This window comes from Pseudarthrobacter sulfonivorans, assembly GCF_031454915.1.
Classification (GTDB): domain Bacteria; phylum Actinomycetota; class Actinomycetes; order Actinomycetales; family Micrococcaceae; genus Arthrobacter; species Arthrobacter sulfonivorans_C.
In genome coordinates this window covers 22377-49161 of the sequence record NZ_JAVDRS010000006.1, presented here as the reverse complement: position 1 = coordinate 49161, position 26785 = coordinate 22377, and the positions used below count along the sequence as shown (strand labels likewise).

At 65.7% G+C, this 26785-nt stretch carries 19 protein-coding genes; 10 read left to right on the top strand and 9 right to left on the bottom strand.

What is annotated here, in order from left to right:
* Positions 1 to 14: 14 nt before the first annotated feature.
* Positions 15 to 1793: a phospho-sugar mutase gene (locus J2808_RS14205; protein WP_309817756.1), complete on the top strand. Its 1779-nt coding sequence runs from the start codon at positions 15 to 17 to the stop codon at positions 1791 to 1793.
* A gap of 9 nt (positions 1794 to 1802) precedes the next feature.
* On the opposite strand, the gene nirD is transcribed toward J2808_RS14205, so the two are convergent.
* Positions 1803 to 2177: a nitrite reductase small subunit NirD gene (nirD, locus tag J2808_RS14200; protein ID WP_309817754.1), complete on the bottom strand. Its 375-nt coding sequence runs from the start codon at positions 2175 to 2177 to the stop codon at positions 1803 to 1805.
* 274 nt (positions 2178 to 2451) lie between these two features.
* Between nirD and nirB the strand changes: the two genes are divergently transcribed.
* The 6 genes from nirB (at position 2452) to J2808_RS14170 (ending at position 9472) form a co-directional block, all read left to right on the top strand.
* Positions 2452 to 5082, top strand: a complete 2631-nt coding sequence (nirB, locus tag J2808_RS14195; RefSeq protein WP_309817751.1) for a nitrite reductase large subunit NirB — start codon at positions 2452 to 2454, stop codon at positions 5080 to 5082.
* A gap of 2 nt (positions 5083 to 5084) precedes the next feature.
* Positions 5085 to 6119 (top strand): uroporphyrinogen-III C-methyltransferase, encoded by a 1035-nt coding sequence (cobA, locus tag J2808_RS14190; RefSeq protein ID WP_309817748.1) that lies wholly within the window; start codon positions 5085 to 5087, stop codon positions 6117 to 6119.
* 14 nt (positions 6120 to 6133) lie between these two features.
* A complete protein-coding gene (locus tag J2808_RS14185; RefSeq protein ID WP_309817746.1) occupies positions 6134 to 7279 on the top strand; it encodes a uroporphyrinogen-III synthase in 1146 nt (381 codons plus the stop codon).
* Positions 7280 to 7469: 190 nt separating this feature from the next.
* Positions 7470 to 8360 (top strand): FAD-dependent oxidoreductase, encoded by an 891-nt coding sequence (locus J2808_RS14180; RefSeq protein WP_309817744.1) that lies wholly within the window; start codon positions 7470 to 7472, stop codon positions 8358 to 8360.
* A gap of 89 nt (positions 8361 to 8449) precedes the next feature.
* Positions 8450 to 9175: a deoxyribose-phosphate aldolase gene (deoC, locus tag J2808_RS14175; protein ID WP_309817742.1), complete on the top strand. Its 726-nt coding sequence runs from the start codon at positions 8450 to 8452 to the stop codon at positions 9173 to 9175.
* Between the two features lie 51 nt (positions 9176 to 9226).
* A complete protein-coding gene (locus tag J2808_RS14170) occupies positions 9227 to 9472 on the top strand; it encodes a hypothetical protein (RefSeq protein ID WP_309817739.1) in 246 nt (81 codons plus the stop codon).
* Positions 9473 to 9557: 85 nt separating this feature from the next.
* On the opposite strand, the gene J2808_RS14165 is transcribed toward J2808_RS14170, so the two are convergent.
* The 3 genes from J2808_RS14165 to J2808_RS14155 form a co-directional block, all read right to left on the bottom strand.
* The gene (locus tag J2808_RS14165; RefSeq protein WP_309817737.1) at positions 9558 to 10364 is read right to left on the bottom strand and encodes a metal-dependent hydrolase; all 807 of its coding nucleotides are present in this window, start codon (positions 10362 to 10364) and stop codon (positions 9558 to 9560) included.
* Positions 10365 to 10370: 6 nt separating this feature from the next.
* A complete protein-coding gene (gene mfd / locus J2808_RS14160; protein WP_309817733.1) occupies positions 10371 to 14030 on the bottom strand; it encodes a transcription-repair coupling factor in 3660 nt (1219 codons plus the stop codon).
* Between the two features lie 155 nt (positions 14031 to 14185).
* Complete coding sequence (locus tag J2808_RS14155; protein ID WP_309817730.1) at positions 14186 to 15142, bottom strand: AfsR/SARP family transcriptional regulator; 957 nt, start codon at positions 15140 to 15142, stop codon at positions 14186 to 14188.
* A 653-nt stretch (positions 15143 to 15795) separates the two neighbouring features.
* On the opposite strand from J2808_RS14155, the gene J2808_RS14150 reads away from it, so the two are divergent.
* The 3 genes from J2808_RS14150 to J2808_RS14140 are packed head-to-tail and all read left to right on the top strand — an operon-like array spanning position 15796 to position 18077.
* Complete coding sequence (locus J2808_RS14150; RefSeq protein WP_309817727.1) at positions 15796 to 17307, top strand: SDR family oxidoreductase; 1512 nt, start codon at positions 15796 to 15798, stop codon at positions 17305 to 17307.
* Between the two features lie 46 nt (positions 17308 to 17353).
* Entirely contained in the window at positions 17354 to 17851 is a 498-nt protein-coding gene (locus J2808_RS14145) for a DUF2505 domain-containing protein (protein ID WP_309817724.1), read from the top strand.
* Positions 17852 to 17855: 4 nt separating this feature from the next.
* Positions 17856 to 18077, top strand: coding sequence for an SCO4848 family membrane protein (locus J2808_RS14140; protein ID WP_309817722.1), 222 nt, complete (start codon positions 17856 to 17858; stop codon positions 18075 to 18077).
* A 65-nt stretch (positions 18078 to 18142) separates the two neighbouring features.
* On the opposite strand, the gene sufU is transcribed toward J2808_RS14140, so the two are convergent.
* The 5 genes from sufU to pth form a co-directional block, all read right to left on the bottom strand.
* Entirely contained in the window at positions 18143 to 18592 is a 450-nt protein-coding gene (gene sufU, locus J2808_RS14135; RefSeq protein ID WP_309817719.1) for a Fe-S cluster assembly sulfur transfer protein SufU, read from the bottom strand.
* 23 nt (positions 18593 to 18615) lie between these two features.
* Positions 18616 to 19941 carry a SufS family cysteine desulfurase gene (locus J2808_RS14130; RefSeq protein WP_309817715.1) on the bottom strand — a complete coding sequence of 442 codons (1326 nt, stop codon included), beginning with the start codon at positions 19939 to 19941 and terminating at the stop codon, positions 18616 to 18618.
* A 587-nt stretch (positions 19942 to 20528) separates the two neighbouring features.
* Positions 20529 to 23306, bottom strand: a complete 2778-nt coding sequence (locus J2808_RS14125) for a helix-turn-helix transcriptional regulator (RefSeq protein ID WP_397428067.1) — start codon at positions 23304 to 23306, stop codon at positions 20529 to 20531.
* The gene (locus tag J2808_RS14120) at positions 23293 to 26031 is read right to left on the bottom strand and encodes a LuxR family transcriptional regulator (protein WP_309817708.1); all 2739 of its coding nucleotides are present in this window, start codon (positions 26029 to 26031) and stop codon (positions 23293 to 23295) included. Before J2808_RS14120 ends, J2808_RS14125 begins: the two co-directional genes overlap by 14 nt.
* A 119-nt stretch (positions 26032 to 26150) precedes the next feature.
* A complete protein-coding gene (gene pth / locus J2808_RS14115) occupies positions 26151 to 26741 on the bottom strand; it encodes an aminoacyl-tRNA hydrolase (RefSeq protein WP_309817705.1) in 591 nt (196 codons plus the stop codon).
* Positions 26742 to 26785 lie beyond the last annotated feature (44 nt).

Here is a 26785-nt window from a genome sequence, read left to right as displayed (position 1 = left end):
GATAGCGTGGACCCATGACGTCCTCCGATGCCGCTTCCTTGTTCAGCCACGCCCGCGAATGGGCTGCCAATGATCCGGATGCCGCCACAGCCGCCGCCCTCACGGAGCTGCTGCAGCTCGCCGAGGACGGTTCCCCCGCCGCGATGCAGGATCTGGCCGACAGCTTCAGCGGCACGCTGCAGTTCGGCACCGCAGGCCTTCGCGCCGCCCTGGGCCCCGGACCGAACCGGATGAACCGTGTGGTGGTGCGCCGGGCAGCCGCCGGATTTGCCGCTTTCCTGGCTGATGCCGTAGGCGAGGCTGCACCCGGAACCCGGCCACGCGCCGTCGTCGGCTACGACGCCCGCCACAACTCGGACATCTTCGCCGAGGAAACGGCAGCCATCCTCACCGCCGCCGGGATTGACACCTTTCTGATGCCCGCCGCATTGCCCACCCCCCTGCTGGCTTTCGCCGTACGGGCCCTGGATTGCGACGGCGGCGTCATGGTCACCGCCAGCCACAACCCGCCGCAGGACAACGGCTACAAGGTCTACCTTGGCCGCCACGCCGTCGAGGAAAGCGGCCGCGGAGCCCAGATCGTGGCGCCGTACGATGCACGCATCGCCGCGCGGATCGAGGCCGTGGGAGCGTTGGAGTCCATCGCCCTCGCCGCGGACGGCTGGACTGTGCTGGATCCGTCGGTTGCGGCTGATTATCAGCGCGCGACGGCGGCACTCGCCGATCCGGCCCGTTTCCCTTATCGCGACCTGCGAATTGTCCTGACCCCCATGCACGGCGTCGGTGGGGAAACCGCCGTGGCGGTGCTCAATGCGGCGGGCTTTGCCGAGGTCACCCTTGTTGCAGAGCAGGCCGAACCGGATCCGGACTTTCCCACGGTGAGCTTCCCCAATCCGGAGGAACCGGGCGCCCTGGACCTGGCGCTGGAGACAGCCGCCCGCCTGGATGCCGATATTGTCCTGGCCAACGATCCCGACGCCGACCGTGCTGCGGTGGCTGCAAAGGATCCCGATACCGGCGCCTGGCGGATGCTGCGCGGGGATGAGGTCGGGGCGCTGCTCGGGGCACACATCGTGGCCCGGCTCGCGGCCGGCGGCGCCGAAACGCCCGACGGCGGCGACGGCGACAGCGACAGGGCAGACGCTGAAGGTGCCGGCGTGTTCGCCAATTCCATCGTGTCCTCCCGGCTGCTCGCCCGGATTGCCGCGGCGGCAGGCTACGCGCATGAGGAGACACTGACCGGATTCAAGTGGATTTCCCGGGTGCCGGGACTGCTGTACGGCTATGAGGAAGCCCTGGGGTACTGCGTTGCGCCGGACCTGGTCCGGGACAAGGACGGGATCTCGGCTGCAGTCATCATCGCGGAGATGGCCGCCGCCGCCAAGGCCGAGGGCAAAACCATCTTCGACACGCTGGATGAGCTCTACCTCCAGCACGGGCTGCATGCCAGTGATCAGCTGAGCATCCGGGTGGCGGACCTGGGCCTGCTGGACGCCATGATGAACCGCCTGCGGGTCAGCCCGCCCGAGGCTTTTGGCTCTTCCACAGTTGAGACGTTTGTGGACCTGGCTGAAGGGAGCGAGCACTTGCCGCCCACCGATGGACTGCTGTATCTGACCAGGGACCAAACCCGCGTGATTATCCGGCCCAGCGGCACGGAACCGAAGCTCAAATGCTACCTCGAGGTGCTCCAGCCCGTGGAATCAGCCGCCGAGCTGCCGGAGGCCCGGCAGGCGGCACGCCTCGCCCTCGATGCGGTGATCGGTGATGTCCGCGAGGCCCTGGGGCTGTAGCGGGAGCAGCTAAACCGCTACCTCGATGAAACCATCGGCAATGCGGGTCCTGAACGTTTCCAGGCGCACAGCCGCGGTTCCGAAGCATTCGCCGGTTTCCAGGTCGTAGACCTCTTTGTGCAGCGGCGAGGCGATGGTGGGCCGGGTGCCGCGGGATCCCAGAATGCCGCGGGCCATCACGTGGGCGCCCGTCGCCGGGTCCTCATGTGCCACCGCGAAAACCTCGCTGGGGCCGGTCCGGAACAGCGCCACCTGGCGGCCCGCGATGAGCGCCGCTTCGCCCCAGGCGAGCTCGAGTTCCGCCACGGCACAAACCCTGTGCCAGCCGGCAGCGGTTTCGGTGGTGTCGGGGGCGAGTGCCCCAATTTCCAGTGTTGCCGTCATGTCCGGTTCAACTCCCCGTGCTTGTCTGTCTTCGTGTTGGGCCACCTTTATGGCCGTACTAACAACATAGGCAGCAGGTGTTTCAGCGGCATGCAGTGAATGTGTCCGGCGGGTAAAAGAGACCTCACCCGCCCGGAAATGTGTTCGTGATGCAGAAGTTAAGCCCACGAAACAATTGGGAAACTGAAGCGAAACTGCGTCTCCGTAGTCTGAATGGACACCTCGTCAGAGAAGGTCGCAGAATACCGTCTGCGGCCCATGCGAAAGGCCCACAGTGACCGAACAGACTTCAAGCACAGAGAACACGCGCCGCATCGTCGTCGCCGGTGGCGGCCCCGCCGCCCACCGCTTCGCCGATGCCATGCATTCCCGTGGCCTCGAAGGCTGGCATGTCACGGTCCTCACCGAGGAAGCCCACCTGCCCTATGACCGAGTGGCGCTCTCCAAGGCCCTCACCGACACCGAGGTCGACCTGACGCTGGGATCGGCTTCCATGTGGGACCACGCTTCCCTGGACCTGAAGACCGGCGAGCGCGTGGTGAAAATCAATGCCGAAGCCAAGTCGGTGGAAACCGCTGCGGGCAACACTTTCGAATACGACCACCTGGTGGTCGCGACCGGCTCGAATGCCGCCCGCCTCCCCATCCCCGGCAACGAACTCACGCACGTCTACCGGACGCTGGAAGACGTATGGGCCATTAACAAGGCCATCACCGAGCTCACGGAAAAGCTCGGCCGCAAGGTCAACGCCGTCACCATCGGTGGCGGCCTCCTCGGGCTCGAATCGGCCGCCGGCACAGAGCAGCTCGGCGCCACGCCGATCGTCATCGACGGTTCGCAGTGGCTGATGGCCACGCAGCTCGATGAAGGAGCGGGCCAGGCTATGGGCCGGCTCATCAAGGCCAAGGGCTTTGAAGTCCACGGCGGAGTGTTCCCGTCGGAAGTCCTGTCCGATGACGAGGGCCAGGTCACTGGTGTCCTCATGGCCGACGGCCGCATCATCGATGCAGACATGGTGATCGTGGCTATCGGCGTCCGGCCCCGCGACGAACTCTTCCGCGCCGCCGAGGGCGACGAACAGGTGTTCAGCCTGGGCCAGCGCGGCGGTGTGGTCATCGACGACTCCTGCGCCACCGAAGTACCGGGCATCTGGGCCATCGGTGAAGTGGCCAACTTCGAGGGCATGTGCCTGGGCCTTGTTGCCCCCGCCAACACCATGGCCGAGATCGTCGCCGACCGCCTGCACGGCGGCGAGGCCACGTTCCCCGGCTTCGACACCGCCACCAAGCTCAAGCTCTCCGGTGTGGACGTGGCCAGCTTCGGTGACGGCTTTGCCAAGACCGAGCACTCACTCGAGATCGTCTACGCCGACCCCGCCCGCGGCGTCTACCAGAAGATCGTCACCACCGACGACGCCAAGACCCTCCTGGGCGGCATCTTCGTGGGCGACGCAACCCCTTACACCAGCCTGCGCCCGCTCCTGGGCCGCGAGCTCAGCGCCGAGCCCGGCGCATACCTCTCGGCAGCAGGCGGCGGCGACGCGCCGGACACCGAGCTCCCGGACGACGCCATCCTGTGCTCCTGCAACAACGTCTCCGCCGGAACCATCCGCGACACCGTCAACGGCTGCGGCGCCTGCGACGGCAACGCCCCGGTCCAGGAACTCGGCGAACTCAAGGGCTGCACCCGCGCCGGAACCAGCTGTGGTTCCTGTGTCCCCATGCTCAAGAAGCTGCTGGAAACCGAACTGACCAAGTCCGGCGTCGAGGTCTCCAAGGCCCTCTGCGAGCACATCGAACTCTCCCGCCAGGAACTCTTCGACGCCATCCGCGTCCTGGAACTGACCTCCTTCGAAGAGATCATGGCCAAGTACGGCACCGGAGCCGGCTGCGACATCTGCAAGCCGACTATCGCCAACATCCTGGCCAGCCAGAACAGCGCCTACGTCCTGGACGCCGGCCGCGGCACCCTGCAGGACACCAACGACCGCGCCCTCGCCAACATGCAGAAGGACGGCACCTACTCGGTGGTCCCCCGCATTGCCGGCGGCGAGATCACCCCGAAGAAGCTCGGCGTCATCGCCGCCGTGGCCGAGAAATACAACCTCTACACGAAGATCACCGGCGGCCAGCGCATCGACATGTTCGGTGCCCGCCTGGAGGAACTCCCGGAAATCTGGAAGGAACTGGTGGACGCCGGCTTCGAATCCGGCCAGGCGTACGGCAAGAGCCTGCGTACGGTGAAGTCCTGTGTGGGTTCCACCTGGTGCCGCTTCGGCGTGCAGGACTCGGTGGCCATGGCCATCCAGCTCGAACTGCGCTACCGCGGCCTGCGCAGCCCGCACAAGCTCAAGATGGGCGTCTCCGGCTGTGCCCGTGAATGTGCCGAAGCCCGTGGCAAGGATGTTGGCGTCATCGCCACCGCTGACGGCTGGAACCTGTACGTCGGCGGCAACGGCGGCGCCACCCCGGCCCACGCCCAGCTGCTCGCCAAGGACCTCGACGACGAGACGCTGATCAAGTACATCGACCGTTACTTCATGTACTACATCCGCACGGCCGACCGCCTGCAGCGCACCGCACGCTGGCAGGAAGAGCTCGACGGCGGCATCAAGCACGTCGAGGATGTGGTGGTCAAGGACACCCTGGGCATCGCCGAGGAACTCGAGGCCGCCATGTCCAAGCACGTTGACACCTACGTGGACGAGTGGGCGGACACCCTGAAGGATCCTGAGCGCCTGCGTCGGTTCCGTTCCTTCGTCAATGCCCCCGACCAGAAGGACGACTCCATCACCTTCGTCTCCGACGAACGCGGACAGATGCGCCCGGCAACACTCGAAGAAAAAGGGAAGGTCCTGATCGGGGCTTCCATCCCCATGAGGCCCCGCGACGAGAACGAGGTATAGGCATGCAGCTCAGTATTGATCTCACCGGCCGCGAAGTCCTGGTCACCGGCTCCGACCACGCCGCACGCCAGGCGGTCCGCCGCTACGAAGCCGCGGGCGCCGTCGTCTCCCGCCTCAGCACGCCGCAGGGTGCCGCGCATGACGGCCCGCTTCCCGAGCGCCCGTTCCTCGTCGCCGCGGTGGACGACGGCCAGCCGGGCTGGGAGTCCCTCCTGGAGCGGTGCCGGGCAACCGGCATCCCGGTAGCAGCCGAACCGGCCGCAGGCCCCGTCGGCCATGTCACCCTGGTGGGTGGCGGCCCAGGCACCACCGAACTGCTGACCGTGGGCGCCGTCAACGCCCTCCGCGATGCCGACGTGGTGTTCTACGACCGGCTGGCTCCGTGCCAGGACCTGCCAATCCTGACCTCGGCCAAACTGGTGGATGTTGGCAAGAAGCCCGGCCACCACAAGGTCGGACAGGCCGACATCGAGAAGCTGATGGTGGCTGCCGCCCTGGAAGGCAACAACGTGGTCCGGCTGAAAGGCGGCGATCCCTACGTTTTCGGCCGCGGGGGCGAGGAAGTTGCCTCCTGCGTCGCGGCCGGCGTGCCCGTCCGCGTCATCTCCGGCGTCACCAGTGCGATCTCCGTGCCGGCGGCCGCTGGCATCCCCGTCACGCACCGCGAGGTCAGCCACATGTTCACCGTGGTCTCCGGCCACGCCCCGCTCACCGAAAAGGAGCACACGCACCTGGCCGGCCTCGGCGGCACCATTGTGGTCCTGATGGGCATCGGGACCCTGCACCAGCTCGCTGCCGGGCTGCGGAAAGCCGGCATGCGCCCCGATATGCCCATGGCCGTCGTCGAACGCGGTTACCGTCCCGGCCAGCGCACCACCATCGCGGACCTGGGCACCATCACCGCCGCCGCCGCCGGGTGCAGCAATCCCGCCGTGCTGGTCATTGGCGAGGTGGTCCGGGTGGCTGAAGCCAACCGCGGGCATGCCGAGGCCGCCGCCGACCTCGACAGGCTGGCGGCCTCGCTGCTGGGTTCGTGAAAGGATTGACCCCCATGAACGCACTGGCACCAGCTGAGCCCGAGGTAGACGAATCATCGGACGCCGGAAGCAACCCCCTCGAGGGCTTCCGCATCGGTGTGACCTCGCACCGGCGCTCCCGGGACCTCATCGAGGCCCTGGAACGCCGCGGCGCGGAGGTGCTGCACGCCCCGGCGCTGAAGATCGCGCCGGTGCAGGAAGACATCCGCCTCATCGAGGACACCAAGGCCATCATCGCGGCCCGCCCGGACCTCTGCATCGCCACCACGGCCTATGGCATGCGCCGCTGGTGCGAAGCGGCCGATTCCTTCGGAATCGGTGAGGAACTGCTGGAAACCCTTGGCGCCTGCCGGATGTTTGTCCGCGGCCCCAAGGCCCGCGGCGCCGTCCGCGCGGCCGGTCTCGCCGACGTCGGAATCAGCAGCGACGAAACCACCGCGACACTGGTGGACATGCTGCTCGCCGAAGGCGTCCGCGGCAAGACCGTGGCCGTGCAGCTCCACGGCTACACGGACGTTCGTCAGCTGGAACGCCTGCGCATGTCAGGGGCCACCGTACTCACCGTGACCCCCTACCGCTGGGTGAAGCCCGACGGCGAAGACCGGCTTCCGCGCCTCATTGAGGCCGCGTGCAGCGGCAACCTGGATGTCCTCACTTTCACGAGTGCGCCCGCCGTTGACGCCATGTGGAGCACGGCGCACGAGATGGGCGTCTACAAGGAGCTGATCCACAGCCTCAAGACCAACGTCACCACGGCCGTGGTTGGCCCCGTGACAGCACAGCCGCTGCTTGACGCGGGTGTCACCCCACTCATTCCCGAGCGGTTCCGGATGGGTGCCCTGATCCGGCTGGTGTGCGAGCACCTCGCCCTGAACCACGTACGGCGCCTGGACACAGGCTCCGGCAACATCGAGCTGCGCGGCCGCAGCCTGCGGATCGACGGTCAGCCCGTTGAGCTGGCACCCGCGCCACTGCTGCTGCTGCGTGCGCTGCTGGGAGCCGGTGGGGCGGTCCTCTCCCGGGAGGCGCTCTCGGACCTGCTAGAACTCAAAGGCTCCGTCCATGCCCTCGACATGACGGTCAGCCGGCTCCGGTCCTCGCTGCCGGACGGGCGCCTGGTGGAGACGGTGGTCAAGCGCGGGTACCGGATCCGGGTCTGATCCATCCCGCACCGGAGTTTTTGTCCAGATAATGTGGCCAAGGCCATACGGTTAAGCACATCATCTGGACAAAAACTCCCCTCCCGTAATTGGGGCGAAACACGCTGGAAAAACGGGCCGCCTACGCTTGGGAGTATCACGAACTTCCCGGCCGGAACCACCTTGCGGCCGCCAGCGAAAGGGCCAGCACATGTCCGCACCCGCCCCCTCCATCTCCGCAACCTCCCGCACCGCACCGCGCATCGTCATTGCCGGCGCCGGGCCCGCCGCGCAGGCCCTTGTCAGCCAGCTGGACCGCGCCCGTTTCGCCGGAACCATCACCATGTTGAGCAACCGTGACGACATGTCTGAGGAGCTACTTGAGCTGGCATCCCTGCCGCAGGTATCGCTACGGTTCGGCCAGCCTGCCAGCTTCATTGAGGCCGGAACGCGCACCGTGACTACGGCTGACGGGATGGAATTCAGCTACGACCAGCTTGTGATCGCAACGGGTTCCGCGCCGGAGGAAGCTCCTGTTGAGGGTTCCGGCCACTGCCTGAGCTACTCCACCATCGACGACGCCGCCCGCATCGGAGAAGCGGTAAAGGACCTGACCAGTGAGTTGGGCAGGCGGCCGCTGGGAATCCTGGTGGGTACCGGAGCCGCGGCAGGACAGGCGGAGGCGGTCCTGCGTGCCCGCGGCGTCCGCCCGGTCCGCACTACGGTGCGGCCTGCCGTGGTGAAGCCGCGGCAGCCCGGCCCGGAACTGAACACCGCCGGAATCGTCTTCGCCGACGGCAGCAGCATGAACGGCGACATCGTGGTCCTGGCGGAGGAACGGGTGTCCCGGGACGGACTCGCGGCAAGCGCGGGGCTCCGCACGGCCCCTGGCGGCGGGATTGCCATCAGCCAGGATTTCCGGACTTCCGTGCCCGGGATCTGGGCCATCGGTGACGCTGCAACGTTCGACGGCGTCCGGCTGGGACTCCTGGTGGCCGCGGCCTCTGCGGCCGGTGCCTGCGCCGCGCAGCTGATGTCGGCTGTGGCAGGGCAGCACGGTGCGGCAGAGGGCGTGGCTTTGGGCGTGCCGGTGGCCGCCTAAGCGGGCTCCCGCTATGACAAGATGGTCCTCAGAACTGCCACGCACCCCGTGGCTCGGGCGGCCCACGAGGCCACGAGGAAAGGACCATCATGGGCAACGAAGCAATTTCTGCCGACCAGCGCGGACCCGGTACGGACTCCACACCGGCAAACATCGCGTCCTACATCGACCACACATTGCTGAAGCCGGAAGCCAGCGAAGCAGACATCCTCAAGGTGTGTGCCGAGGCCGCCGAATACCATTTCAAGTCAGTCTGCGTGAACCCCCTGTGGGTCAAGACGGTCAAGACTGCCCTCAAGGGTTCCGGGGTGCTGACGTGCTCGGTGATCGGCTTTCCCCTGGGGGCGACTCCTACGGATGTCAAGACCTTTGAAGCCCGCGGTGCCGTGCTCGACGGCGCCGACGAAATCGACATGGTCATCAACATCGCCGCCGCGCGGGCCGGCGACAAGGGTGCCCTGGTGGAGGACATCTCCGCCGTCGCCGAAGCCGTCCACGCGAGCGGGTCCATCCTGAAGGTCATCATTGAAACCGCATTGCTCACTGACGACCAGAAGGTCCTGGCCTGCCAGGCAGCCGTCGAGGCAGGGGCGGACTTCGTCAAGACCTCCACGGGGTTCAACGGCGGGGGTGCCACGGCAGAAGACATCGCCCTGATGCGCCGGACCGTCGGCCCGGACCTGGGTGTCAAAGCCTCCGGCGGAGTACGCTCCCTGGCAGACGCTCAGGCTATGATTGCTGCTGGTGCAACACGTATTGGTGCGAGCTCCGGCATTGCGATCGTCAAGGGTGAACAGGGTTCAGCCGGTTACTGACACCGCCGGGCCCGCTACAGATTTGAGCCCCGCGGGGCCGAGGAGGAACGAATGTCCAGCAAGACCACAGCGTCCGGCAGTGCCAAGGTGCAGACCCCGGAGAACGAAAACAACCTCGCAACGAGCATTGGCCTGTTTGTCGTCATGATGGCCCTGTTCCTGGGCGCCGTCTACTCGCTGTCCTTCCTCACCCTGGGCAACCCCTGGCCGATGGCCGCCTGCCTGGGCCTCTTTTTCCTGGCTTACTGGATACCGCAGACCATCATGGGCCGCTCCGATTCAGCCGGCGAGAAGTAACAACCTGCTTCTAACAGCAACGCGGGGTCACATAATGCCCATCCTCAAGGATTTGTTGGGCATTATGTGACCCCGCGTTGACTGTTTAAGGGTGGATCACGTTGCCGAGTGCGGTGAGGACTGCCGGCCATTGCTGCTTCGCCAGGGCCCAGGCCGCCACGCACATCCCCACCATGGCGTAGGCGCTCACCGGGATCAGCACCAGCCACTCCCGCCGCGACCCTGCACGGCCCAGTAACGGCAGCGAAAACGCGCCGTTGGCCTTCCAGACGTCGTTGAGCACCGGCAGTTTCCGCAGGAACCTGGGTGGCTTGATGACGATCGGCCAGAGCAGCGGCACGCCGCCGGTAGTGATCATGTCCCCCACAATGTGGACCACCACACCGGTCAGCATCGAGACCGGCAGCCAGGTCCACTGCTCCGGGGCGAACCACGTCACCAGGCCGGCCATGGTCAGCGCGAAGATCCAGTTGCTGATGAAGCCCGACTTGGGGAACAGCTTCAGGGCCTTGGCCGCAATGTTGATCATGAACATGCACAGCAGGCCGGCACCGACGGACAGCAGGCCCCAGCCGGTGTGCACCTGGATCTGCCCGGCCATCATGGCCAGTACGACGAAGAATGCCGCCCCCAGGATGGAGTGCGTGCCCTGCCGGTGCCCGCCGCTGGCGTTTTCAATCCCCACCGCAATCACATTGGACAGTGGCGGCAGCGAGTTCGCCACCGTGCTGTGGCGGTGGTCCCAGTCGCACACCAGGGCTGTTCCCGCCGTCGCCATGCCGCCGATCAGGATGCCGGTGGCATCCAGCGGATACCAGCCCAGCGTGTATGGTCCCGTCGAAGCAATAGCTACCCACGCCGCGGCTCCCGACGCGGCGTGATGTCCTCCCATCAACTGCTAGCTCACCGCCAGGGGCGCGTCGGAGAAAATGTTGCGGATGACCCCGTTGGCCCATTCCAGGATTTCGGCGTCCTGCAGGTCCCGGCCGCCGATCCTGGCGGTCTTCGGCTTCGGAATCAGCACCGCGTCCAGGGCAGGCTTGGACTGGGAACCCGGGTACATCCGGGTCAGCCGCATCAGCTTGGACTCCGGCAGCTGTGCAGGCGAGAATTTGATGAAGTTCCCCTGCAGCGCGACGTCGGACAAGCCGGCTTCGCGGGCACCCACCCGGAAGCGGGCCACGGCAATCAGGTTCTGGACCGGCAGCGGCGGTTCCCCGTAGCGGTCCACCAGCTCGGCCAGGACTTCTTCGATCGCTTCCGTCGTCAACGCCGAGGCCAGCTTTCGGTAGGCTTCCAGGCGCAGCCGCTCCCCCGGCACATAGTCGTGCGGCAGGTGCGCGTTCACTGGCAGCTCGATCTTCATTTCGGCGGCCTTTTCCTCGGCGTCGCCACGGTAATCTGCCACGGCTTCGCCCACCAGGCGGATGTACAGGTCAAAACCAACACCCTGGATGTGGCCGGACTGCTCGCCGCCCAGGAGGTTGCCGGCGCCGCGGATCTCAAGGTCCTTCATGGCCAGCTGCATGCCGGCGCCGAGCTCATTGTGCGTGGCCACGGCCTTGAGCCGTTCCAGCGCCACCTCGCCCAGCGGCTTCTCGGACGGGTACAGGAAGTAGGCGTAGGCGCGTTCCCGGCCACGGCCCACACGGCCCCGGAGCTGGTGCAGCTGGGAGAGGCCGTACTTGTCCGCGCCATCCACGATCAGGGTGTTGGCGTTGGAAATGTCCAGGCCGGTTTCGATGATGGTGGTGCAGACCAGCACGTCAAAGCGCTTCTCCCAGAAGTCCACGATGATCTGCTCCAGCCGGCTCTCGGACATCTGCCCGTGCGCCACCTCCACGCGGGCCTCCGGAACCAGCTCCCGGACCTTTGCCGCCGTCCGCTCGATGGTGGAGACACGGTTGTGCACCAGGAATACCTGGCCTTCGCGCATGAGCTCACGCCGGATGGCGGCCGACGTCTGCTTGTCCGTGTACGGGCCCACGTAGGTCAGCACGGGGTGGCGTTCCTCAGGCGGCGTGGCAAGCGTGGACGTTTCCCGGATGCCGGTCAGGGACATTTCCAGGGTGCGGGGAATGGGCGTGGCGCTCATGGCCAGAACGTCCACGTTGGTGCGCATCTTCTTCAGCGCCTCTTTGTGTTCAACACCGAAGCGCTGCTCCTCGTCCACGATCACCAGGCCAAGGTCCTTGAACGCAAAATCCTTGGACAGGAGGCGGTGCGTGCCGATGACCACGTCCACGGAGCCGCTCTTGACGCCCTCCACCGTTTCCTTGGATTCCTTGGCGTTCTGGAAGCGTGACAGCGCCTTGACGCGCAGCGGGAATCCCGAGAAGCGCTCGGTGAACGTCTCGTAGTGCTGCTGGGCGAGCAGGGTGGTGGGCACCAGCACCGCCACCTGCTTGCCGTCCTGGACCGCTTTGAACGCGGCGCGCACGGCGATCTCGGTCTTGCCGTAGCCCACGTCCCCGGACACCAGGCGGTCCATGGGGATCTCGCGCTCCATGTCCGCTTTGACCTCATTGATGGTGGTCAGCTGGTCCGGCGTTTCCACATAGGGGAAGGCTTCCTCCAGCTCGCGCTGCCAGGGCGTGTCCGGCCCGAAGGCGTGGCCGCGGGAGGCCATGCGTGCGGAGTAGAGCCGGATGAGTTCGCCGGCGATCTCCTTGACCGCCTTGCGCGCCTTGGACTTGGTGCTGGCCCAGTCCGAGCCGCCCATCTTGCTGAGAACCGGGGTATCGCCGCCGACGTACCGGGTCACCTGGTCCAGCTGGTCGGTGGGGACAAAGAGCCGGTCCCCCGGGGCGCCACGCTTGGACGGGGCATATTCCAGGACCAGGTATTCGCGGACGCCGTCTCCCCCACCGGCGACCTTGCGCTGGATGAGTTCGACGAACCGGCCAATGCCGTGCTGTTCGTGCACCACGTGGTCGCCGTTGACCAGCTGCAGGGGGTCCACGGCGTTCCGGCGCTTGGACGGCATGCGCCGCATATCCTTGGTGGAACCTGCTGACGTGCGTCCGAGCAGGTCCGCCTCGGTGAGCAGCCCCAGTTTGAGGCTGTCCAGGACAAAACCGCGTCCGACGGCGGCTGTGGTCACCTCAATGATGCCCGCCTGCGGCTCCTTCTCCAGGGTGTCCACACGGGCACACGGGATATCGGCGTCGTGGAACAGTTCCGCCAGGCGCTGGGCCGGACCTGGACCTTCCGTTACCACCACGATCCGCCACTGGTCCCGGACATGGGAGCCGATGAACTCCATCATTTCGGCCACGTCGCCCTGGTAGCCGCGGGGTTCCCGGGCGTGCAGGTTCAGGACGTCGATCTCCGGCAGGAGCTCCTCGTCGGTGGCCAGCGACGTGATGGACCACCAGGAGACTTCGTGGTCTAGGGAGAAGCTGCGGGTCTCGGCAAGGGAGCGGAAGCTGGCGGAGTGCAGCGCAGCGGAGGCCTGCGAGCCGAGGTCCAGCGGTGCCGTGCCCCCATCCGAAGCCGTGGACCAGGCAGCTTCAAGGAACTCTTCGTTGGTTGCCGCGAGGTCGTGCGCACGCGTGCGGACCTTTTCCGGTTCGATGACTACGGAGATCGACCCGGCCGGCAGTTGCTCCACAAAGGGAACCATGGCGTCCACCAGCACGGGCGCCAGGGATTCCATGCCTTCGACGGCGATGCCGCCGGCGATTTTCTCCAGCATGTCTGCTGCGGCTGGGAGCTGGGTCTTCAGCGTCGCGGCCCGTGACATCACCGACGGCGTGATGAGGATTTCCCGGCACGGCGGGGCGTGCAGTTCGGTGGGGTGATGCACGCCCGGGGCTGACAGCGAGCGCTGGTCGGCGACGGCGAACCAGCGCATCTGGTCAACCTCGTCGCCGAAGAACTCCACCCGGATGGGGTGGTCCTCGGTGGGTGGGAACACGTCGATGATGCCGCCGCGCACGGCGAACTCCCCGCGGTGGGTGACCATGTCCACGCGAGCGTAGGCGGCGTCGGCGAGCCGTCGCACCACGTCGGTGAAAGGCATGTCCTGGCCAACCTTCAGGGTCACGGGAACCAGTTCCCCCAGGCCTGCGACGATTGGCTGGACCACGGCCCGTACCGGAGCCACAACTATCCGCAGCGGACCCGCCGTCGAGCTTTCCGGGTGCGCGAGCCGGCGCAGGACGGACAGGCGCCGCCCCACGGTGTCCGAGCGGGGTGAGAGCCGCTCGTGCGGCAGGGTTTCCCAGCTGGGGAACTCTGCCACGGCATCGGCCGGCAGATAGGCCCGCAGCGCTGCGGTCAGGTCTTCTGCTTCGCGTCCCGTAGCGGTGACGGCAAGGACCACGGCCGGGATCCCGCCGTCGGGAATTCCCCCTGCGGCGGCCACGCCGTCCGCCATTTCGGCCAGCAGGACGGCGCGGAGTCCGGCCGGTGCGCTGATCTGGTAGTCCTGGCCGCGGACATCGAACCCCCGCGCTGCCTCGGCCTTGACCCGGGCGAAGGTGTGGTCCTCGGCCAGGACACTGCGCAGTCCGGCAAGCGACGGACCGGGATGGGATGGGCCGGTGGGGCTCATGGCAGAAACTCCTGTGGGGTTCAAGGGAAGCGCAGGCAACACGAAAGCCCGAAATTCACTTCGAATCCCGGGTCATCCCAGCCTACTCCTGCCCCGGCGCCCACCCGGAACGCGTTGCTACGCTTGCTGGGGAACCGCATCGCCAGGGGCTGGCGTCAGACAGCGACCCGGGCCCTCCGAAGAAATGAAGTGAGAATACGCCCCGCATTCTCGTGGGTGAGGCCGGAATCGGCGGCGGACCTCTGCCCCTGCCCCTGCCCCTGCCCCTGCCCCTGCCCCGACAAAGTATCCCCCAGATACACTAGCGCTGCCATCACCTCCGACAGTTCGGTGCTGGCCTCAGCCCGCTGGCGCAGGAGCCTCAAGTGTGCGGCCTGCAGCGCCGGACCGGGCGCGCAGCCAAGGTCCCGGTCGAAGATCAGCCGGCAGCGTGCGTAGGCGGACAACCCCTCGGCTGGAAGCCCGGAGCGTTCGTAACCTGTTACCAGCAGAGTCCAGGCTCGCTCATTGAGGGGGTCGGAGGCCACAGCCAGCCGCGCCCAGCGCACGGCTTCCTGGGGCAGGTCCAGCATGGCAGCAGTTTCTGAGGCCTGGATTTGCGCGGCCAGCCGCTCGGCGGCTTGGCGCGCTCTTGCTTCATCGGCCCAGTCGAATGCCAGTTCTGAACCAAGCAACGGCTCAGCTGAGAGTTCCAGTGCCTCCGTCAGCAGTACGTAAGCATCCCTTGGCGCTGCCTGACCCGCTTTTTCAACCAGCTGACTGAATCGGGATAGGTCCAGGTCCACGAGCGCGGGGTCAAGAACATAGCCGCCATTGGCAGTGCGGAGCGGACCGTTCCTTGTGTTTCCCGGCTGTATGGCGCGGCGAATTCCGCTGATATAGCTTTCCAGTGTCGCTACTGTTCCGTTGCTGGCCCCCGCGCCCCATAGGGTCTCAATGATCCTGCTTTTTGACACAGGACTGCCCAGATTAAGCAGTAGTATTTCCAGAATGTGCCGCGGTTTGCAGCCCGCCATATCAGCAGCGGACAGTGGTACACCGTTGCGGCGCACTTCAAACGTGCCAAACAGACGGACTGAAATCAGCTCTGATGATGCAGGAGTATTCTTCACGATTGTCCCCTTATCCCCAGGCCACCGACGCTAGCTGGGGCCACCGGTCGGATAAGCAGCGGTGCCATGCTGCCCATTCCGGCTTACGAGGACCACCCTGACACGGTGAAAAGTGGCCAACAAGGTTCGCCAATACCTGACTTCGCTATGGAGGAAAAGACACGTACACGATCAACGGGGTGCCCGTAATCGGCTGGCCACTGAACAGGTAGTCGGTACTCCGAACAAGTACTGTTTGCGCTTTTGCGTTGCAGAGGAGCAAGTAGTCCACCGACGTACAACGAGCGGCAAAAAACAAAGACAGGCATGACCCGGATGTTCCGGGACCTGCCCCTACTCACTTATTAGGTCGGAGTCTGCGTTCGGTCGAGTTGTCCATCAGCCAGAGGTACGCCGCTATGGCATCCTCTTTATTCGCATGGCGGACGCTAAGTCACCGAACCATCGCTTCCTTCCATCTTGTACCATGACTTTCCTCCATCGATTACAGACAGATTCCCCTCGTCGCGGCCGCTCATTTACGGAATGAGCCCAATATCTATGGGTAGCCTTTGGAAAATCTTGGGCCAGTGTCAGCAGCGCGAGACCCCCTGCCAGCATTGCTAAGCTGGTTCGGTACTGACGCCCTTTTACGACATTCATAGGGGATCCACATGAACGGCATCCTTAGGACCGTCCTCGTGACCGGGGCCACGGGTTATATCGGTGGCCGCCTGGTCCCGCGGCTGCTGGAGGCCGGGCACACCGTCAAAGTCCTGGTACGGACATCAGCCAAGATCGCCGGCGTGCCCTGGCTTGATGATGTTGTGGTGGTCGAAAGCAGCCTCGACGACGGCGGGGCCCTCCGCGACGCGCTGGCCGGCGTCGACGTGCTGTACTACCTGGTGCACTCCATGGCCGCCGGGTCCGGCTTCGAGGCCAAGGAAAAAGCGATGGCGGACACCGCCGCGAAGGCGGCCGCGGACGCCGGCGTGGAGAGGATCGTTTACCTGGGCGGCCTCCACCCGGCCAACGTGGAACTGTCCACGCACATGCGGTCCCGGGAGGCAGTGGGGAAGGTGTTCCTGGACAGTCCGGTGGACGCCGTGGTGTTCCAGGCCGGGGTGGTGATCGGGTCCGGGTCTGCATCGTTCGAGATGATCCGGCACCTCTCCGAAACCCTTCCGCTGATGCCGGCCCCGAGCTGGGTGCGGAACAAGATTGAAGCCATCGCCGTCCGGGACGTGCTGCACTACCTCGTGGGCGCCGCGTCCCTTACCGGGCCCATCAACCGCACGTTCGATATTGGCTGCCGCCAGGTGCTGAGCTACGCGGGCATGATGAAGGAGTACGCCGCCGAGGCCGGACTGCCGTACCGGGTGGTTCTGGCGCTGCCCATTCCCGCGCCCAAACTCGCAGGCTTGTGGGTGGCCCTCACCACGCCGATCCCACTGTCCATGTCGCTTCCGCTGGTCCAGTCACTGCAGCACGACGCCGTGTCCCGGGAACACGACATTGATGCCGTGATTCCCGTGCCTGCAGGCGGCCTGACGCCCTACCGGCGCGCGGTTGCCCTGGCACTGGGCAAGGAACGTGACGGGCAGGTGGAGACCACATGGGCCAACGCGGGCGCTGATGCCGATCCCCTGCCCAGCGATCCGGACTGGTCAGGGCACAAAGTCTTCGTGGATGAGCGGACGTTCCACGGGGACGTTGATCCGGCCCACGTGTGGACGATTATCGAGGGAATCGGTGGCCGGAACGGCTGGTACTCCCTGCCCCTCGCCTGGCGGGTGCGTGGCTGGCTGGACAAGCTCACCGGCGGCGCGGGGCTCCTGCGGGGACGCCGGCACCCCGGCAAGCTCGCGTCGGGCGAGGTGGTGGACTGGTGGCGCGTGGAGCGGATAGACCGCGGGAAACTCCTGCGCCTGCGGGCAGAGATGCGCGCCCCCGGGCGCGCCTGGCTTGAGCTGTCCGTAGAGCCCGACGGCGGCGGGAGCCGCTACCGGCAGCGCGCCATCTTCTTCCCCAAGGGCCTCAGCGGGAGGCTTTACTGGCTGGCCGTGCTGCCCTTCCACAGCCTCATTTTTCCGGCGATGGCGCGGAACATCACCACAGCGGCGAAGAAGATCGTCGAGGCGGAGCGCGCGGAGGCCGGTTCTGAGAACAAGCCGGGCTCCCCGTAGGATGTGGGGAGCAAAAAGCGTTCTGACCCCAAATCCTGGAGGACCCATGGCACTGAGTGCAACCACCACCCTTCCGCACGCCGTCGACAGCGTCGCTGCTGTTTTTATCAACGAGGACTTCCAGCGGCACACGAGTGAATTCGTTGGCGGCACCCTTGAGTCCTTCGCCGTGGATGGCGATGTTTCCGGGGCCTTCAGCACCACCTCGGTCCGCACTCTGCCCACCACCCGCCTGCCGGAGATCGCCCGCAAGTTTGTTGGTGACAAGCTCACGGTAACGCAGGTGGAAAACTGGGACGCCCCGGCGGCAGACGGTTCCCGCCAGAGCAACATCACCTTGAAGATCGCGGGCGCACCCCTTGACGTGACGGCGGTCCAGCGACTCGTTGCTGACGGCGGCAGCACCCGCGTGGAGTTGGAAGGCAACGTGACCTCGTCAGTGCCGTTCCTGGGCGGCAAAATCGCCGACGCGGCCGAGCCCATGGTGGCAAAGGCCCTGAACATCCAGTCGCAGCAGGCTCAGGCCTGGCTGGAAAGCCACTGAAGCCATGCAACTCCCCCTCTTTGCCGCCATCCTGCTCATCATCGCGGGCGTCTGGTCCCTGGTGGTCTGGCCGCAGTTCCTGCGCCGGGTGATGAAGGATCCCCGGGCGCGGGACGCGGCCGGCAAGGCCACGAAGTTCCTCAACGTCCATCTGGTGCTCGTCAGCATCTCCATGGTGCTGGGGGCTGCCACGGCCGTCATCGGGGTTATGGGCCTGTTCGGGTAACAGCGGGTCAAGCGGGCGCCGTGCCCGGCAGGAACTCTGCCAGGCACGGCGCCTGTCTGCTTTGTCTAGGCGGCCTGGTTGAGCGCATCCTCGGCGGCTACCCAGGAAATCATGGCGCATTTCACCCGCGCGGCGTAGCGGGCCACGCCCTCAAACGCGGCCGCGTCACCAAGGATTTCCGGATCCGCGTGGATCTTCCCGCGGGAGCGCAGGACTTCCCGGAAATTGCCGATGATCGAGTGGAGTTCGTCCACGGTCAGTCCCTCACCGAGTTCGCTGAGGACCGAGGCCGAGGCCATCGAGATGGAACACCCGGCGCCGTCCCAGGAAATCTGCGCCACCTTGCCATCTTCCACCGCTACCCGGAGCGTGACTTCGTCGCCGCAGACGGGGTTCAGCTGGTGTGACTGGCCGGTGGTAGCCCCGGCAGGGGCGTCGATGCCGGCCAGCCCGCTGCCGTGCCGGGTTTTGGCATGGTCAAGGATGATCTGCTGGTACAGCTGGTCAAGGCTCATGGTGTATACCTTCGGTGGTCGTGTCAGACGCGGAAGTAGGAGCGGACGCCCGCAACGGATTCCAGGAAGGCGTCGACGTCGTCGGTGGTGTTGTACAGGTAGGCGCTGGCCCTGGTGGTGGCGGTCAGTCCCAGGCGGCGGTGCAGCGGCTGGGCGCAATGGTGCCCCACGCGGACAGCAATGCCGCGGGAATCCAGGAACTGGCCGACGTCGTGCGCGTGGACACCGTCGACGTCGAACGCGGCCAGGCCGATCCTCTCCTGGCCGGCGGCGGGTCCCAGAACCCGGATTCCGGGGATGGCCTCCAGCCCGGCCACCATGCGCTGGCCAAGTTCGGACTCCCAGCGGTGCACACGCTCCAGGCCAGTTTCGGTGAGGTAACTTGCAGCGGCTGCCAGGGCAACGGCTTGGGAGATCCGCTGGGTGCCTGCCTCGAAACGCTGCGGCGAGGGCAGGTACTCTGCCCGTTCCATCGTCACGGTTGTGATCATGGAACCGCCGGTGAGGAACGGCGGCAGGACGTCCAGGAGGTCCTGCTTGCCGTACAGGACACCGATTCCGGTAGGCGCCAGCATCTTATGGCCGGAGAACACGGCGAAGTCGACGTCGAGCTCCTTGACATCAAGGGGCAGATGCGGCGCGGACTGGCAGGCGTCCAGCACTACCAGCGCTCCCGCCGCCCGGCCAAGCGCCACGAGTTCGTTCACAGGGTTGATGGTGCCCAGGACATTGGACGCATGCGTGAAGGCGAGCACCTTGGTCCTGTTTCCCAGGATCTCAGCGGCAATGTCCAGCTGGAGGACTCCGGCGTCGTCGATGGGGATATAACGCAGGGTGGCGCCCGTGCGGAAGGCCAATTCCTGCCAAGGGATCAGGTTGGCGTGGTGCTCCATTTCGGTGACCACGATCTGGTCCCCGGGCCCAACGGCGAGTTCCTTCAGCCGGGCGTCGCCGCGCCCCTGGGCAGCCCACAAGCTGGCATTGGACAGCGCATAACTAACGAGGTTCAGGCCTTCAGTGGCGTTGGACGTCCACACGGTCTCTTCGTATTCCGCGCCGATGAAGTCCGCAATGGTCTGGCGCGCATCTTCGAAGACCTCGGTGGCCTCAACGGCAAGGTGGTGGGCCCCGCGGTGGACGGCAGCGTTGCGTTGTTCGTAGAACTCCTGCTCGGCTTCGATGACGCTGAGGGGGTTCTGCGAAGTGGCACCCGAATCCAGATACACCAGCGGCTGGCCGTTCACCAGCTGGTTGAGCACGGGGAAGTCATTCCTGATTCTGAGTACCTCGGCGTTGTCCATGGCAGGAACGGCATGTTCCAGCGTGGCTGGCGTTGAAACTAAGGCCAAAGTGAACTCCTTGAAATGCCAATGGATTGACATTCAATTGTCCCACAACACCACTGTGGCGGCCGCCGGGGGCGACCGCCACTGTGGCTCCGGGCTTCACCCGCGGATTGGAGGGCCGGCGACGGCTGGGGGGAGAGCCTCGGTCTCAGAAGACTCTGACGTCGCCGGCCCAGTCTCGGTCCGGCCCGTGGGCCGGAGAGTCAGTATCGAGACAAGACCTGGAAAGTCTGTTTGGCGGGACTTGCGGCGGTTGCGGCCACCTCTGTCTGCCTCTCCAAGTTAAGCGCATGGGAACCCCCGCGGCACGAGTAGGCGGTACTCTACTTCGACGGCGCGGCTACGGGTTCCGCCTGGCTGATACGCGCATTTCAGCCACCGCCACCCGGCGTCGCCGCATCAGCCCGCACCACGGCTGCCGAGTAGCCGGCTCAAGGCACATTGAACAGGAGCCGGCGCGGCGAAACGGGGCAGGAGGCAGGGCAGGAACCAGGGCAGGAGGCAGTCCAGGAATGGCCCGCAATATAGCCGATGCATCCGCAATATAGCCGATGCAGTGGAGTCAACGCTTGGGAACAGCTCCGGGCCACCTAGTGGGCGAGGGCGGTGGACAGTTCGTCGCGGCTCCGCACCCCGAGTTTCACGTAGGTGCGGTACAAGTGGCCTTCCACTGTCCGCACGGACACCATCAGCCGCTGGGCGATGTCCCTGTCGGTAAGGCCCTGGACAGCCAACTCCACGATGTCCTGTTCCCGTCGGGTGAGGCGAACCGTGGGCGCCGCCGCGATGAACTGGCCTTCCCGGAACCGCTCGCCCAGTTCGTGGTCGCATTTCTCCCGAAGGGCAACCGCCTGGCGGGAACGACGGCGTTCACCTGCAGCCTCCAGAACGGAGCTTGCCCGGGCGTAGGCTTCCCGTGCAACGTTCACGAATCCTTCGGCTTCAAGCCTGGCTGCCGTCTCCATGAGGGAATCAGCGTCCGCGGACTCCCAATGGTCCGCAAGGGTGAACATTGCCGCTGCCCAACGGCCTTCGACGTTTCCAGCCAGGGAATGCACGAGGGGGATGACGGAATGGTCGCCCAAGTCCCAACAGAGGGCTAAAAGTTCCAGGAGTGTTCCTGACCGGGCGGATACTTCCGGGATAGTAGCCAGGGTGTGGAGGGCTGCCAGCCCTTTCCCGTCCCGGGTGACGTACTCCGAACCCGCGGCGGCGTAGGCCGTTGCCAGGATCTCCTGGCTTGCCGTACCCTGCGGCGAATCCTTGTAGTCAAGTTCAAGCCGGCTGGATTGAGCGGCATCGCCCAGCCTCGAGGCAACATAAAACGCCAGCGAAGAACCGAACCGAAAAAGTTGCAGGGGATCGTTGAGCCGCAGTGTCTCCACCGCAGGCAGCAGAGTTTGGTAGGCGCGTTCAATCCGCCCCTGCCGCAGCAGTGAGTATCCACGGAGTACCTGGAGGCTGCCGCCAAAGGCTTCCGCGGCCCGCGGCTCTGCTGCCGTGTAGTCCACGAGTTCCCGCTCGGCAGACTCCCAGTCCCCCATGGCCAGGTAGTCGGCCACCAGACGGCCCAGGACAAATTCGTTGAAGAAGAAGATTCCACCTTCCAGGGCAGGAAGTTCCGAGGCCGCGAGCAGTGCGGCATCCAGGCCCTGGACGGAGCGTCCGGATGCAGCGAGGGCGTGGGCCAGCAAGGCCGCTCCCACCGCACACAGGGCACTGTGGGTAGGGGTTCCGGGGTTACGGCTCCGGAGATCCTGCACCTCATTGTCCAGCGCCTCGCAGTTACCGGCGTCACCGAGTTCCAGAAGGCGCAGCAGCTGCTCCTGCCAGGCCGTGACCGGACCGGCTTCTTCACCGGAGTCAGCTTGCGCGTCAGCTTCATTCTGAGTGCCGGCACCAGCTTCAGCACCGAAGCTGCGGAGCGCCTCCCTGGACTCGGCTGCAAACACCGCCAGCGGTGTTCCCAAAGCTTGGTGGACCATTGCCCTGAGCATCAGGGCGGGTGCAGCCGAAGCGCCGCTTCCCAGTTGCAGCCAGCAACCGTCCAGGAGCTTTGCCGCGCCGGCGTAGTCGCCTTCGTTGTAGAGAGCCCTCGCCTGGATGACCTTTGCCTGTGGCACGATGGCAGGGTTCGCCACCTTGGCTGCCATGGTCCAGCTGCTCCGGTTCCTGAAGTGGTCCAGTGCGGTGCCGGCCGCCTCCAGGAGCTCGGGCTCGGATGTCTTCAGTCCGCACTCGAGAGCCCATTCCACGGCCCGCAACCGGCCCTCGGACCCGCCGGGCGCGGTTCCCTCGGACCCGCCGGGCGCGGTTCCCTCGGACCCGCCGGGCGCGGTTCGCAGGTGCCCTTGGATCTTTTCCAGCAGCTGCAGGCTCCGCGAGACCGAGATGGTTTTCCGAAGGGCCTGGCCGAACATGGCGTTCCAGATCCGAAGATCAGCGGGGGTGCCCTGGCTTTCGACCACCATCTGTTGGTCCAGCAGGGAGCGCACAATTTCTGCGCCGCTGATGTCCTCGATCACCTTGCGGCTGACGGGCCCGGCCAGGGCAATCAGCTTCAGGGCTTCCTGTTCTTCCGGAGCGCGGCGGAGCATGTCTTTCACCACAACATTGGTGAGCCTTGGTCCTTCGGCCGGCAAAGGACCCAGCAGCATCCAGATCCCGTTCCGCTTTGCGAGCTGGCCGCCCTCGGCGGCATCGTGGAGCAAAGCATCGAGGACCCGTGGATTACCGCCGGAAGCGCTCCAGATCGTGTCAACGGTTCCGGCCGGGATGGTGCCGTCCAGGGCATGCGCGAGGACTTCCTCGATCTGTTCCCGGTTCAGGGGACGGAGATCCACACGATCGGCCAGGCCGTCGTACCAGAGCTGCGCCAGGGGCTGCGGCAGCCCGGGCCGCGGCCTGCCCGCCGCCACGACGCTGGCCCAGCCTGCGGAAATCATATCGGCCACGATGCTGGCCGTCGCCTCGTCGAGGTGATGGGCGTCGTCCATCATGAGCAGCAAAGGCGTGTCTTTGCCTGCTTTGAGCTTCTCGAAGTAGCTCCAGACGGACCTCAGCACCGCCACCGGGGATACGGAATCCTCGGCCGTCAGCTCGGCTGTATAGGGTGCCAGAATGCCAAAAGGAACGCGCGAGAGCGACGAGCTTCCATGGATCTGGACAACGATCATCTCAGCGGCAAGCCGCTCGGTGATGGCCTCAGTCAACGTGGTTTTGCCGATGCCCGGGCCCGCCATGAGGAACACCGCCTGGCTGGTGCGGGTCCGGATGATGTTGCAGATCCGGTCCAGCGGCTGCCGCCGCCCCGTGAGCGGACGGTGCGCGGTGCCGGGTTTCGGTGAGTGGCCGTTAGACGAGTCCAGTCAGATCACCCCTGGACGTTACTCCCAGTTTCGTGAAGACCTGGTAGAGGTGGCCTTCCACGGTGCGGACGGAGACGCCCATATCCAGCGCGATATCGCGGTTGGACGCGCCCCGGCCGGCAAGCCGCGCAATCTGCCGCTCCCTGCTGGTCAGGAGGGGGCTGCCGCTGCTCGGCACGATGGGCAGGCTCGCCATGGTGGTTGCCAGGACGTCCAGGCGTGCTTGGGCGGTCCGGGCTGAGGCTGGGTCACCGGCCTGGCGGGCGTAGTCAACGGCCAGCGCCATGCACCGGGCTTCGACGGCGTCCAGCTCCAGCGTGGCGGCCAGTTCCGCGCCAGCGAGTAAAGTCTTGGCGTCACGGGTCCTGCTGCCCACGGCAATGAGCCGCGAGATTTCCGCCAAGGGGCCTTGGCGATGGCCGGCCACCTCTTCGAGCAGGCGGAAATCCGCTTCTGTACCGTGGACAGTGGCTCCGAGCAGGCTGATTCCCGCCAGCGTGTATCTTCCTGCTGCGATGTCCCGCCGGGCAGATGCCTTCAGGCGTGTGGAGGCGTCAGCATCGCCCAGCCACCGGCCAGCCATATCAGCGCAGAATTCTGTGATGCTTCGCGTGGCATGGTCGGCCGTGCCCCCGGTCCGCTGCAGCTTGTCCAAATACTTCCGTGACTGCCCGGCATTGCCAATCTGTGCATACGCGAAGGCGACCGCGGCGTAGGCTGCGCGGCGGATGCCCTGAGCCGGCCGCAGCTCCAGCTGGGCGGCCGCTGACAGCAATGAATCAAGGGCCACTGCGCCTCTCCCCGCGTACACATAGGCGATGCCGGCTGCCAGTTCTGCGGCGGCGCTCCGGTAGGGAAGCTGGTGGATGTCGCGCGCTGCGGGCGGATTAAGGAGGTCTATGCAGCGGCGCCATTGCCCAGCGGTGAGCAGGACGTTGTAGGCCCGTCCGGTGAACTTCTCGCGCAGTCCCACGATCTCTCCGGCATCGGAAATCTGCCCGCCCAGCCGCCGCATCAGGCTCAGGGCGTCCATCTCCCGTCCGGTCATCGAAAGGGCGCTCATCAGGATCAGGGATGACGTCATCCGGAACCAGGTGTCCGAGTTCAATTCGGGGTCGGCCGCGGCTTCCAGGGCCGGGATAGCGGCGGCGTAATCTCCAACAAATGCCTGGTATTCGAATTCGGAAAGGCTGATCCTGTTGGCTGCTGCAGCAACCGGATCCGGCCAGCCCTTCGCGATGCCTGGCTGCGCTCCGAGCCGCTCGCGCGCGGTCTGCAGCAAGGCCGGAACCCTGTCGGCATGTTCCGGGAGCCAGACCATCACCTGTGATTTGGCTGCGATGACCTGGGCATACTCGTCGACATCCAAGCTGTCCAGCTGCGGCTGTGAAATGTCGTCCAGAGCCGCCATGGCCTGTATGGGGAGATCCAGGAGCAGGAATGCGGCGGCTTTCTGCCGCTGGCCTGGCACCCATTCCGGATCATTCCTCCTCAGCGTCTCGGCATACTTGAGGGCAAAGTGGGGGTCAAAGACCTGGACGGCGGCTTCGGCTGCGGCCAGCGCCATGGGCGGGCTCAGCTCGGCTTCACATTCGTGGGTCCAGGCGGCGAACGCCATCAGCTCTTCCATGGTCATGGTGGAAGGGTTCGGCTCCTGGCCGTCCAGGAGCAGGCTCCGCAGTTCCCGGCGCCGCGTGATGCTCAGCCAGGAGCGGACGACGTCGCCGAGGTACATTTCCCGCAGCGAAACCCAGCGGCTTTCCGACGCATCGATCTCCAGCAGGCCCGCATCTTCCATATCCGCCACGATTCCGGCACCGTAGACGGCAGTTAGCCTGGACAGCTCCACGCTCCGGGCGCAGGAAAGCATTTCGATGACTTCCTGTTCCTGGGGAGATTGCCGGGACCAACGTGACCGGACAATGTCCTCAAGGCTCGCCGCGCCATCAAGCACCACCTTGTCCCGCAGCGTCCAGACCGAGTCGGACAGGACCAGGTTCCCGGATTGCTGCTGCTCGGTCACCAGCGCCTTGAGCAGGAGCGGGTTTCCACCCACCATCGTGTGGAAGGTGCTGACCAGGGAGGCGGAGACCCGGTGGCCCAGCAGTGAAAGCAACACCTGGCGGGTCTGCAGCTCGTTGAGGTTGTCCAGCCGCACCTCAGTCAGCCGGCGGTCGGTGAGGAGCCAATGGAAGTCGGCCGGCAGATCGCTGATGGTGGGCGCGACGGCGACGATGCGGGCAGTCCCGGTCAGCAGGATGTTGAGCAGGACGCCGGCGCTCATGTCATCTATTCTGCCGGTGGTGTCCAAGGTGATCACGCACTCCCGCCCGGCGGCGTCGCTCCTGATCAGTGACGTTATGCCCCGGAGGATGGCGGTAGGGGAACCCATGTAGGCCTGGGGAAGGCGCGCGAGCAGAAACGCCAGGCAGCCGTAAGGGGTGTCGCCGGAAGTGGTCCCGCAGCGCAACTGCAGCGTCCAAACATCGGGGCCAAGCTCGGACACGGCTGTCCTGGCCAAGGATGATTTGCCCACCCCACGTCCGCCTGTGACAACAACGCCCAGAGAGTCCGGGCTGGTCAGGGCGGTGCGGACGGCTTCGAGGTTAGCGCTGCGTGCGGGCACAGACCATCGCGGTGGCTCTGATGCTCCGGCAGGTTCCGTGCGTCGCTCAGGGTCGTTGAGCGGTGACCCACGTCCCCAGCTGAGTGGCTCGATTGACATGAACTTATCCCCTACATCCCACTAAAGCGGGAACAAGCCCCATCGCTCCCCCGCTTAGGAAGAAGACTACCCCTTGGCAGCGAAAGGTGAACAGGGACGCGGCATTTTTAGTCCAATTGCTACACGTCGGTCTTCGCCGGATGGAACTTCTGCTGGGCCGCTGTCAAACCCTCCCTGACCAGCATCTCCACGGCATCAGCGGCCTCATCCAACAGAAATGGAACCTCTTTGCGCTCCGTCGTGCCAAAGTCACGCAGCACATAATCTGCGGTCTCCATCCGGCCTGGTGGCCGGCCGACACCCACCCGGACCCGCAGGTAATCCTTGGTGCCGAGCGCCTTGGAGATGTCCCTGAGCCCGTTGTGGCCGCCCTCACCGCCGCCGACTTTCAGCTTCACCGTGTTAAACGGGATGTCGATCTCATCGTGCACCGCCACCACGCGGTCCGGTCCGATGCCGTAAAAGTTTGCCAGGCCCGCCACCGGTCCGCCGGAAACATTCATGTAGGTCATGGGCTTGGAAAGCACCACGCGCGGGCCGCCGATCCCCAGGCGTCCCTCCAGGACCTGCGCCCGTGACTTATGCGTTTTGAATTTCCCGCCCAGCCGGCCGGCGAGTTCGTCCAGAACCATCTGGCCGACGTTGTGCCTGTTGCCTTGGTATTCGGCCCCGGGGTTTCCGAGGCCTACGATCAGCCAGGTGTCAGTCATTGTTCAATCCTAAGGTGGTCCGGACATGGCTGTGGCCGGACCCC